The organism is Acinetobacter sp. V116_7, from assembly GCF_056735735.1.
The window spans coordinates 1,136,458-1,148,864 of record NZ_JBWZIF010000028.1; the positions used below are offsets into that span (position 1 = coordinate 1,136,458).

General features: G+C 40.4%; 8 protein-coding genes. 5 read left to right on the forward strand and 3 right to left on the reverse strand.

Features of this window, described 5'->3' with window-relative positions; all coding sequences use genetic code 11:
- Positions 1 to 16: 16 nt before the first annotated feature.
- Positions 17 to 1,687: a GMC family oxidoreductase gene (locus AC1PJP_RS19370; protein WP_192836379.1), complete on the forward strand. Its 1,671-nt coding sequence runs from the start codon at positions 17 to 19 to the stop codon at positions 1,685 to 1,687.
- Between the two features lie 63 nt (positions 1,688 to 1,750).
- Here AC1PJP_RS19370 and AC1PJP_RS19375 read toward each other — a convergent pair whose 3' ends face one another.
- The 3 genes from AC1PJP_RS19375 to AC1PJP_RS19385 form a co-directional block, all read right to left on the reverse strand.
- On the reverse strand, positions 1,751 to 3,949 hold the full coding sequence (locus AC1PJP_RS19375) for an OsmC domain/YcaO domain-containing protein (protein WP_144733547.1): 2,199 nt from the start codon (positions 3,947 to 3,949) through the stop codon (positions 1,751 to 1,753).
- A 251-nt stretch (positions 3,950 to 4,200) separates the two neighbouring features.
- Positions 4,201 to 5,481, reverse strand: a complete 1,281-nt coding sequence (locus AC1PJP_RS19380) for an OprD family outer membrane porin (RefSeq protein ID WP_192836378.1) — start codon at positions 5,479 to 5,481, stop codon at positions 4,201 to 4,203.
- 31 nt (positions 5,482 to 5,512) lie between these two features.
- Positions 5,513 to 6,859 carry an MFS transporter gene (locus AC1PJP_RS19385; RefSeq protein ID WP_479768200.1) on the reverse strand — a complete coding sequence of 449 codons (1,347 nt, stop codon included), beginning with the start codon at positions 6,857 to 6,859 and terminating at the stop codon, positions 5,513 to 5,515.
- A gap of 373 nt (positions 6,860 to 7,232) precedes the next feature.
- On the opposite strand from AC1PJP_RS19385, the gene AC1PJP_RS19390 reads away from it, so the two are divergent.
- From AC1PJP_RS19390 to AC1PJP_RS19405, 4 genes are all read left to right on the forward strand, one after another.
- A complete protein-coding gene (locus AC1PJP_RS19390; RefSeq protein ID WP_479768202.1) occupies positions 7,233 to 8,918 on the forward strand; it encodes an arylsulfatase in 1,686 nt (561 codons plus the stop codon).
- Between the two features lie 25 nt (positions 8,919 to 8,943).
- Positions 8,944 to 9,897 (forward strand): formylglycine-generating enzyme family protein, encoded by a 954-nt coding sequence (locus tag AC1PJP_RS19395; protein WP_479768266.1) that lies wholly within the window; start codon positions 8,944 to 8,946, stop codon positions 9,895 to 9,897.
- A 12-nt stretch (positions 9,898 to 9,909) separates the two neighbouring features.
- A complete protein-coding gene (locus AC1PJP_RS19400) occupies positions 9,910 to 11,097 on the forward strand; it encodes an OprD family outer membrane porin (protein ID WP_479768203.1) in 1,188 nt (395 codons plus the stop codon).
- 232 nt (positions 11,098 to 11,329) lie between these two features.
- Positions 11,330 to 12,406 (forward strand): aromatic ring-hydroxylating dioxygenase subunit alpha, encoded by a 1,077-nt coding sequence (locus AC1PJP_RS19405; RefSeq protein ID WP_479768205.1) that lies wholly within the window; start codon positions 11,330 to 11,332, stop codon positions 12,404 to 12,406.
- Position 12,407: the final 1 nt, after the last annotated feature.

The following is a 12,407-nucleotide window of genomic DNA, read 5'->3' on the forward strand; positions in this document are numbered from 1 at the left end:
GAGAGGAGTCCTCGGCATGACAACAAACAATTATGACTATGATTACCTCATTATTGGTTCAGGCTTTGGTGGTAGTGTTTCTGCCTGCCGTCTAACCGAAAAGGGCTACTCTGTTGCTGTAATGGAAATGGGGCGACGCTGGGAAGCTAAAGATTTTGCTAAAAATAACTGGAATACCCGTCGTTGGATTTGGCGCCCGGGCATGAAACTTTTCGGTTATTTCAACATGCGTTTTTTTCGCCATGTCACCATTATTTGCGGTAATGCTGTAGGTGGCGGTTCAATCACCTACGCCAATACCCTACTTGTTCCACCTGAACATATTTGGGATGAAGGCACGTGGGCAGATGCAGCGGACTGGAAAAATGAAATGCCACAGCATTATGCTGAAGCAGAACGTATGCTTGGGGTGACGGATAATAAAATTTTCGGTCCTGCCGACCACATGCTCAAAAAAATGGGCGATGCAGTTGGGGTTGGACATACGTTTAAGCCCACTCGTGTTGCAACGTTTTTTCCACCCGAAGGTGAAGAAGGTGGCAAGACCTACCCTGACCCGTACTTTAACGGTGAAGGTCCAGACCGCGGAACTTGTACGGCATGTGGCGGCTGTATGACGGGTTGTAAACACAACGCAAAAAATACCTTAGATAAAAACTATTTGTACTTTGCCGAAAAAAATGGCGCCAAGGTTTACGAAGAAACCAAAGTCGTTGATGTTAAACCACTCAATGGTAAAGCCGATGGCAGCGATGGCTATGAAGTTACGACTGAATGTTCAAGCTCATGGTTTAATAAACAACGCCGTACATGGCGTGTTCGAAATGTGATTTTTTCGGCATCGTCTTTAGGTACGCAAGAAATGCTGTTCCGTTTAAAACAGTCTGGTTCTCTGCCAAATGTTTCTGATGATTTGGGCAATCGGGTTCGTACTAATGCTGAGTCAATTTTAGGCGTTCGCTTTTTTGGTAAAGATGTCGACATGAGTAAAGGTGTTGCCATTGGTTCAAGTATTTACCTTGACCATGACACTCACATTGAAGCGACGCGTTACCAAACTGGTTCAGATGCCATGGGCCTTATGTGTACTTACATGGCTAAAGGTAAACCGGGTTGGACGCGTATTTTCTTTTGGTTATGGGCACTCATTTGCCATCCATTTATTTTCCTTCGCATGAGTAATCCTGTCAGTTTTGCACGCCAAACTTTAATTTTCTTGGTGATGCAAACCGCAGATGCCTCCATTAACATGCGCTTGAAACGTAATTGGTTCTGGCCTTTTGGCAAGGTGTTATCGAGCGAAGGTAAAAAGCTACCTGTGTATATTCCACAGGCCAATGCATTTACCGAAAAAGTTGCCAAAATGTTTAATGGCCACCCAATGACGACCATTACCGAAATTTTGTTTAATGTACCTTTTACAGCCCACTGTATGGGTGGTTGCGCAATTGCTTCAAGCCCAGAGCGCGGCGTGGTAGATGGACAAAACCGCGTGTTTAACTATAAAAACTTATACGTTGTGGATGGTTCAATGTTAGGTGCCAATTTGGGCGTTAACCCAAGTCTCACCATTACAGCTCTTGCAGAACGCGCAATGTCTTATATTCCAGCTAAACACACTTTGGATGAGCAACAAGATCATCTAACAACTACACAAACTGTAGAGATCACAAAAGCCTCTGCTTAAACTAGCAAGTTGTTTTATAAAAAAGCCTATTTAAAAATAGGCTTTTTTATTTCGCTTTTTAAATTACATCGCCACGGCTTTCGCGCGAGCTGCATGCAATTTTTTATAGCTCTCGATCAGACGTAAATGGCGATCAAGTCCTTCTAGTTTCATGCTTGTTGGTGTTAAACCATAGAAACGAACACTACCCTCTACAGAACCTAATACCGCATCCATTCGTGTATCACCAAACATACGACGGAAATTCGTAAGGTAGTCTTCAAGCTCTAGTTCTTCATCTAACATTACTTCCAGCACCACATTCATGCACTGATAGAACAAGCCACGCTCAACGGTGTTGGTGTTATATTGCAAGTAAGTTTCGACGAGCTCTTTTGCTTCTTCAAATTGTTGTAAAGCAACATAAATTAGCAATTTCAATTCTAAGATAGTGAGTTGACCCCAAACTGTATTGTCATCAAACTCGATGCCAATGAGTGTGGTGATTTCAGTGTAATCGTCTAACTCGCATTCCTCTAAGCGCTCAACCAATGCCTCAAGCTGCTCATCATCCAAACGATGCAGATTTAGAATATCTTCACGGAATGAAAGTGCTTTATTGGTGTTGTCCCAAATCAAATCTTCAACGAGATAAATTTCCGAATAATCTGGTACTAAAATACGGCAAGCGGTCGCACCTAAGTGCTCATAGACTGCCATATATACTTCTTTACCCATCTCTTCAAGAATGCCGAACAATGTTGCAGCTTCTTCTGCATTCGACTCTTCGCCTTCGCCAGAGAAATCCCATTCAACAAAGTCATAATCAGATTTAGAGCTAAAGAAGCGCCAAGAAACCAAACCGCTTGAGTCAATAAAGTGCTCAACAAAGTTGTTCGGCTCAGTGACCGCATTACTTTGGAAAGTCGGTTGCGGTAAATCATTTAAGCCTTCAAAACTACGGCCTTGAAGTAATTCAGTCAGACTGCGTTCCAATGCAACTTCAAAACTTGGATGCGCACCGAAAGATGCAAACACCCCACCCGTACGTGGGTTCATTAAAGTCACACACATTACAGGGAACTGACCGCCTAACGATGCATCTTTCACTAATACAGGGAAACCTTGCTCTTCTAAGCCTTTAATACCAGCAACAATACTTGGGTATTTTGCTAATACGTCTTCAGGAACATCTGGAAGTGCAATTTCACCTTCTAAAATTTCACGTTTTACAGCACGTTCAAAAATTTCTGACAAGCATTGAACTTGGGCTTCTGCCAAAGTGTTCCCAGCACTCATACCATTACTTAAGTATAAGTTTTCAATTAAATTTGATGGGAAATATACAACTTCATCGTCAGACTGGCGTACAAAAGGTAACGAGCAAATGCCGCGCTCTACGTTGCCTGAGTTGGTGTCATATAAATGTGTGCCAAGTAACTCATCATCTGGGTTATAAATCTCAAGACAGTATTCATCTAAGATTTCTTTAGGCAACTCACCATTTGGACCCGGTTTAAACCATTTTTCATCTGGATAATGCACAAATTCAGCATTAGCAATTTCTTCACCCCAGAACTGGTCGTTATAGAAGAAGTTACAGTTTAAACGCTCAATGAACTCGCCTAATGCAGATGCTAAAGCACTTTCTTTGGTAGCACCTTTACCATTGGTAAAACACATCGGAGACTGTGCATCACGAATGTGTAACGACCATACATTCGGGACAATATTACGCCAAGATGCGATTTCGATCTTCATGCCCAAATTTGCCAAAATAGCAGACATATTGGCAATGGTTTCTTCTAACGGCAGGTCTTTGCCTTGAATAAAAGTATGGCTTTCTGAAGTTAAGCTTGGCAATAACAATGCTTGTGCATCTGCGTCGATGCTTTCAACTTCTTCAATAATAAATTCAGGACCCGTTTGAATCACTTTTTTAACAGTACAACGGTCAATCGAACGTAAAATCCCTTGGCGATCTTTCTCTGAAATATCGGCTGGTAATTCAATTTGAATTTTAAAGGTTTGCTTATAGCGGTTTTCAGGATCAACAATATTATTTTGCGATAAACGAATATTATCGGTTGGGATATCTCGAGCGGCACAATACACTTTTACAAAGTACGCTGCGCACAATGCTGATGATGCTAAAAAGTAGTCAAATGGGCCCGGTGCCGAACCGTCACCCTTATAGCGAATTGGTTGATCGGCAATTACCGTAAAGTCATCGAACTTAGCTTCCTGTCGAAGATTGTCGAGATAATTAACCTTGATTTCCATGCTGGCACCTAAATATTTTTATGTGTCAGCACAGACACATAAAATTCTAAATATTGAAAAATAAGCCGAATCACAGCGAAGAAATTGACTTAAAAAAATGAGAGATTAAAGCCATATGTTTAATGAGAGACTCAATTGGCTTTAATAAGATTGGCGGTATTATAGAGGGATTTTGTGCAGTTGATAACTAAAGTTAAAACATTGCTGCTCACAATGTTTTAACTTGTCTTTAATTTAATAAATATTGAACATTAAAATTTAAAGGTGTAATCGACATTTAACCGCGTTTCATTTGTCGAGTGAAAGGTCATATTCGTTGGCATATCGTTGCGGTAGTGAGAAAAACGGGCTCGCATTCCCAATCCTTTTAGCTTACCTTCAGGAATTTTATAGCCCAAATCAAATTCCATCGACTCCTCTTTAAAACGCTGATCGCCATATTGCAATAAATCAATGTCTTCACCTTTTGCATAGCGAGTCATAAAACGCAGTCCGTTTAATGAAACATCACCTACCCGCGCATTTTTAAAGTCATATTCATAACGAATCGAATAGACTTTTTCGTCTTTATTTGAGTAGTCCGAACTCATAAAATCAAGCACGACTGGACTTTCAGTTCCCGACAAAAATGGCAGACCAGTCGAGCCAAACGACTGCATGTAGCCCAAAGAAACTGTATGGTTTTGATAGTTCAAACCAAATAAGCCACTAATATGTCGGTTATCAACTTCTCCAATTTTTTTGCTTCCAGTTTCTTCGCTATTAAAAAAACGCACGTCGCTTAAAAAATTAAGCTGATCATTTAAAGGTTGTTTGCCGTTAAAACCTAAAAACTGTTGTTGGTAAATGTCTTTGAGTTCAGCATGATAAGCCCGTAGACGATAATCCTTTAACTGATAGCTTCCACCTAATGTATAAAAAGAATCAGTAGTTGCCGCTTTGTCAAAACGATGGTTGATATTGTCTGTTCCAACATCGGTATAACGGATTGAGTCACGTTGACGCACTTCGTCGACATAAAACCCTTCGAGTTGAAGGTTTGGAATTTCATTTGAAACAAAGCGGATACCGCGATAAGTCTGAGGGAACAAACGCGCTGGCGATGAAAATATGGTCGGTAATTGTGGAACCAGATCCCCCACAAAAAGCTCATTTTTTCTAAATTTAGCCTTCCCTGTAATGCCGATTTTTCCATAATAATCATCACGTGAGTTATCGGTATTCACTGGTAATAAGCCACTACGCGTATAGTCATCAGCACGGCTTCCCATCAGGTTAAAACCTGCCATTGCCAGTACATCAACACCGAACCCAACCGCACCTTCAGTATAACCAGACTGTCCTTTAAAAATTAAACCCTGCGCCCAATCTCTGGCTGCTGTATAGGGATATGGGTCTTTTTTATAGTCTCGGTCAAAGTAAAAATTACGCAGTGTCAGCTCAGCTTTACTGTCTGCAATAAACTCAGCATGCACAACTTGACTAAATAATGGGCACAAGCATACCCCCACCCATAATGGTGTCTTTTTCATTTTTTATCTCAACTATTTAATTTTTAATGGATTAAGGTGCTGTTTTAAGAGAGTAGTTTTGCTCTTTTTGACTGCGGTAAAAAGCATTGCCCAAACTTAAAATCAGGAAAATAGCCAAGATAAAGACCACACCGTAATAGGCATACAGTGTTGCGGGTGCTATACCTTTATCCAGAAAAATGCCTGCGACCGTTGGCGATAAAATTGCCCCAATTCGTCCAAAACCAATTGCATAGCCCACGCCGCGACTACGAATTTCAGCATCGTAAATTGTTGGAGAAATAGAATATAAACCTGCTACACAGCCATTGATGAGTGTGCCAAGTAATAACCCAACCATGAGTGCAACACTGATTTGAGCGGAGACTGCGACAAATAGGAAAACACATGCCGAGGTTAGCCCTAAAAATAGACTTAAGGCATAGAAAATTTTCATGCGTGATGCTAATAAACCAATAATGGCTGCCCCGAAAATCCCGCCAATACTAATTAAAATGCCAGTACTTACACCTTGGTGTGGCGACATCCCCATTGAAATAAGAATTTTTGGTGTCCAGCTCATCACAAAGTAAAAGCCAAACATCACCAAAAAGAATGCAAACCACAAACAAAACGTTTGAAATCCAAGTTGTCCAGCAAATAATTTGCCCAGTTCACTGCCATTTTGCGTGCTGATTTTTTCATAACGCGGCATAACTGGTAATTCGTTTAGTCCCATACGACTTACAGTTGCATTAATTCGTTCTAGTGCCTGTTTTGGTCGCTTCGCGAGTAAGTAATCTAAAGATTCTGGTAATAACCATGCGCTAATTAGCAGCATTACAATGGTTGTAATCCCACCTGCTAAAAAGATTGAGCGCCAACCTAAGTGCTCAATCAATGCAAGTGATAGTACCCCGCCCAGTGTCGCGCCAATTCCATAACCAGTAGACATTAAGCTCACAGCAAGACTGCGCAAGCGAGCATTGGCATATTCACTCGCCAATACATTACTACTCGCAAGGATGCCACCCACCCCAATTCCAGTAATAAACCGAAGTGCGGCTAACATGCCGTGGCTTTGTACAAAAGCACAGCCCAACATGCTCAGACCTGCAATGACAAGACAAACTAAGATGAGTAAACGACGACCGATTTTATCGGCTAAAGGCGCGAGAAAAATGGAACCGGCAGCCATCCCAAAAAGACCTGAACTAAGCAATAAGCCAATTTGCGCCCCTGAAAGTGACCATTCTGCCGAAACAGATGGAGCAGTAAATGCCATTACCATCACGTCAAAGCCATCAATAATATTGAGACAAATACAGATCAGAATAACGAACCATTGGTAGCGGCTCATGTTGTTTTGATTGATCTCACTTAGAACGTCTCTTTCCATTTGTGTATCTCCCTTGGATAAGACATACACACGACATTGCTGATATAAGCGATTGGGTGGTTATGCACATCCGTATCCATAATGACCTAGAGGAATATTTGTTTTTTGAGCATCCTGCTCTTTTTCTATACTGAATATTTGGATCCAAAAAATCAACTAAAATTATAAATGGATTATTAAAAAGTATATAAACACATAAATTATATAAGTATAAAATTATTAAAAACATAAAATTAGAATGCTTAAATATTTTTATGGATCCATATTAAAAAATCCATTATGATCGATTCCAGAGCATTTTTTAGCCAAAAAAAGCTCAGTTTATTTCCAGGAAATGCAAGATGCATTTATGAAACATCAAAGGATTGTTGTTATGAAACTCAAAAGAGTAAGTCAGCTTACATTGGGACTTTTTTTTGCCAGCCAGTTGTTTTACACAGCGCAAGCAGCACCTCCAAAAAATCAACAACCACCTAACATCATGATTATTTTGGCCGATGATCTTGGATTCTCAGATATCAGTGCTTATGGTGGCGAAATTAAAACCCCTCATATTGATAGTCTATTAAAGCAAGGAAAAATGCTTTTTAATTTTCATGCTTCATCAATGTGTTCACCTACTCGTGCACAGCTTATGACTGGTGCAGATAACCACTTGGTAGGTTTAGGTGCGATGTATGAAACATCAAAACGACAAGAAAAATTGGTTGGCGCCGATAGCCCGCGTGCACTCCTCAAAATTGATGGCTATTCAGGTCATTTAACGCAAAATGCTTACACACTCGCAGAAATTTTAAAGACTAAAGATTATTACACCTTCATGGTCGGTAAATGGCACTTAGGCTATGCTCCCAACCAAAACCCTAAATCCCGTGGCTTTGATCAATCTTTTGCTCTGCTCGATGGCTTCGATTTACACTTTAAAGACCAACCTAAAAACTATCCGCGCAACACCCAATACACTGAAAATGGTCAAAAGACCACTTTGCCTGACAACTACTATTCGACCGACTTTTTTACACAAAAAGCGTTTGAGTACTTAGACAAAAATAAAGCGCAAAAACCATTTTTTGCTTACTTAGCCTATACCGCTCCACATTGGCCAATACAGGCGCCTGCTCACTATAGAGACTTATATAAAGGTAAATACGATCAAGGCTACGATGCAATTCGTAAGCAACGCTTTGAGAGACAAAAGCAACTAGGATTAATTCCTGCAAATGCAGAATACCCAGTCGAGCGTGGCAACCAAGCTTTAGGCATCAAAAGCTGGAATGAACTTACACCACAAGAGCGCAAATACGAAGCGCGCAAAATGGAAGTTTATGCGGGCATGGTCACCCAGTTAGACGACCGCGTGGGTGATGTCATTCAATATCTTAAAAAGCATCATTTATATGACAATACTTTAATTGTATTTATGTCAGATAACGGCGCTGAGGGTGGTGATCATAATTTCCCAATGGGTGATGCCGACAATCGCTATGAAAATATAGGTAACGCTAGCTCATATCTATACATGGGACCACGCTGGGCCGAAGTCAGCAGTACGCCATTTACTTACTGGAAATCAGCCGCTTCAGAAGGCGGAGTTCGAGTTCCATTTATTGTTAAATCACCAACTCAGGTTTCTAAACAACATGGAATTAACAATAACTTTGCGACAGTCAGAGATATATTCCCAACCGTTATGGAACTAGCGGGTATTCAAAATAATCAAATCTATCCAGCTTCAAGCACTAAAATTAAACCCTCTGGTTTTAGCCTAATTCCTGCTTTTAAAGACAATACAGCCCGTATTCGCCCTGTTAATTATTATGACTTCAAAGAATTACATGGCAGCCGCTACGCCAAAACTGATGAATGGAAACTTGTTGAAAACTCACCTTCTAAATTTAAGAGTCATGGCTGGGAACTCTACAATTTAAAAACAGATTTTAATGAGCAACATAATGTTTATGCAGAACATCCCGAAATAGTCAAAGTCTTAAATGACAAATATTTAAGATATGCCGATGAAAACGGCGTTGTGGATTTTGAGCAATACAACAAAAAGTAGAGAAAACCAGATGAAACAAATCATAATGCTTTCATCTTTCCTCTTACTTTGTGCATGCCAAAAAACTACACCTCGACTAGAACAAAATCCTTTGCCCGACCTAGGCACTAAAGCTAAATGTTCTTCCTATTCAGGCCTTCCTTCGGGATGGCCTAACAATAAAGAAGCAGGCATGGTTAAACTTCCGCAAGGAAAAATTGTTTTAGGCACCACACAAGGTTATGAAGATGAACGCCCATTAAACTTACAGGCAACTTCAGTTCCCGCTTTTTTAATTGATGCAACTGAAGTCACCAATGCTCAATTTCAAGAGTTTGTTAAACAAACGGGTTATGTCACCGATGCAGAGAAGCAAGGCGGTGCGGCCATGTTTGCACAACCTGAGCATCCAGTTGAAGAATTACAGTGGTGGAAATTTGAAAAAGGGGCCAATTGGAAACATCCATGGGGCCCAAACAACCCTAAACAACCTACGCCTCATGAGCCTGTTCGCATGGTGACATGGAATGATGCCTATGCTTATGCGAACTGGCTAGGTCATGACTTACCGACTGAGCTTGAGTGGGAATATGCAGCCAAAGGTTTTCAACAAAATTCCGATATTGGCCCGACCCACGAAGGCCATATTGTAGCCAATTTCTGGCAAGGCGAATTTCCTTATAAAAACATTCAGGAAGATGGTTTTAAGGATGTTGCCCCTGTCGGTTGTTTTAGTAAAAACCCCTTTGGTTTGTATGACTTGATTGGCAATGTATGGGAATGGACGCAAACACCCTATACAGGGCCACGAGATCACCATATGGGAGATCCATCAAAATATCGGCAAAGTCACGAACAGATTTTGCAATACACGATTAAAGGTGGGTCTTATTTATGCGCAACCAACTATTGCGCGCGTTATCGTGCTGCCGCGAGGCATCCACAGGAACTCGACCTTGCCACCAGCCATGTCGGATTTAGAACAGTAAAACGCTTTTAAACGGATTTAAAAATGAAGCATATTTTTATTTATGGGATTTTATTCTCAGGGACAACCCTTGCCTGCTGTTTAGCTCATAGTGAAGTAGATGTTAATTTGCAAAATACACTCACACTAAAAACATTTAACTTCGACAGACAATATGAAAATGGCACTAGCCCCGATACTCATAGCTTGAGCCAAGGCTTGATTTATCGTGGCGACTGGTCAACCAAACTGAATGAGGTTCAACTACACCTCAATCCTAGCATCCAATATGCTTATCGCCTAAGTCACGACCAACACACTAATGATATGGTCATACCCTTTGACCCTAACACCAAGAAACAAGCACAAGACCAAGTTAAATATGGCTTAGGTGCTGGAGTTGAATATCAAAACTTTCGCATGAATGTAGGTGAAATCACTCCTAATTCACCACTGACTCCACAAGTGGATACACATCAATTACGAGTGAACTATAAAGGCTTGGAATTAAAATATAAGACACCGCAACAAAATTTCGAGCTGGGTTTGATTAACCGTTATTCACCAAAAAATGAGGAGGACTACCACAAACTCGCCATTTCAAAATATGAATCTGACGGACTCTATTTCTTTCAATGGGATGGCAAAACACCTCGATACCATTGGAAATTTTATAATGGTTACTTAACAGATCTCATCAATCAAAGTTACTTTGCCTTTGATTATCAATGGTCAAAGCAGCACACTACAAAATTACGTGTGTTTCGCCACGATGATGTTGGTAAATCAAAACTTGGAGAATATGACAATACATCTGTAGGCGCTATGCATTTCATCAAACATGGCAACTTTACAACTGGAATTGGCTACCAAGAAAACTTTGGCAAAGATGGTATTCCAAAACTCGACAATATGCCCATCCCCCATATGGTGAACTGGACCTTAGGTGCGTTTACCAAAGCAGATGAAAAGTCGTATCATTTCGTTGCCTCGTATGACTTTAAAGACTATATCAAGGGTCTAAAAGTGACCTATAAATATATTTATGGCGATTCATTTCAAACCATGAATCAAAATGATTTTGAGCAAGAAAGTGATGTGTTGATTCAGTACGACCTAAATGCTTGGATTAAAAATCTTAAGTTTCTGTTCTTAAATATTAATTACGATACCAAACATGGCAAAAGTCTAGATGAACAGCGCATGATGCTTCACTACACGGTTAATTTCTAAATTTTCACACTCCATAATGGCTTAACTACCGCCATTATGGATCCAAATTAAGATGAATAAAAATTTAGCCTCTAAAATTCAAAGTAAATACAAAAGTCTTTAATAGCAATTAAAAATCTACAAAAAAACCAAACCTAAAGATCAATATTTTTAAAAAATATACTGCTTATCAATTGACCAATATTTTTATTTATTATAAATTGGATCCAATAAGTGATAAGGAGTCGTCACAATGTTTATTAAAAATGCTTGGTATGTTGCCTGCCGTCCAGAAGAAATCCAAGACAAACCATTAGGTCGCACCATCTGTGGTGAAAAAATCGTTTTTTATCGTAGCAAAGAAAACCAAGTCGCAGCCGTTGAAGATTTTTGCCCCCATCGCGGCGCCCCACTTTCACTTGGTTATGTCGAAGATGGCAACCTTGTGTGTGGCTATCATGGCTTAGTTATGGGCTGTGACGGAAAAACTGTTTCAATGCCAGCTCAACGTGTAAACGGTTTCCCTTGCAACAAAGCATATGCAGTTGTTGAAAAGTTCGGCTTTATTTGGGTATGGCCAGGTGAAAAAGCTTTAGCAGATGAAGCAAAAATGCCAACTTTAGAATGGGCAGATCATCCTGAATGGAGCTATGGCGGAGGCCTATTTCATATTCAGTGTGACTATCGATTGATGGTCGATAACCTGATGGATTTAACCCACGAGACCTATGTTCACTCAAGCAGCATCGGACAAAAAGAAATTGATGAATCATTACCAGTCACTAAAGTTGATGGTGATCATGTCATTACCGAACGCTACATGGAAAATGTGATCGCACCTCCATTTTGGCAAATGGCTCTTCGTGGTAACCACTTAGCAGATGATGTACCTGTTGACCGTTGGCAACGTTGTCACTTCTTTGCTCCAAGCAATGTCCATATTGAAGTAGGTGTAGCACATGCTGGACATGGTGGTTATCACGCACCAAGTGACAAAAAAGTTTCCTCAATCGTGGTCGATTTTATTACGCCAGAAACCGAAACCTCTCACTGGTATTTCTGGGGAATGGCACGTAACTTCCAACCTGACAATGCTGAACTCACCGATCAAATTCGTGAAGGCCAAGGCAAAATCTTTACTGAAGATTTAGAAATGCTTGAGCAACAGCAGCAAAATATTTTAAACAATCCACATCGCAAGTTACTAATGCTCAACATCGACGCAGGCGGTGTACAGTCTCGTAAGGTGATTGAGCGACTGCTTGCCGAAGAAAATAAAACACCTCCTGAAACATCCGCACAGAAGTTTCCAAACATTCGGATTATTTAAA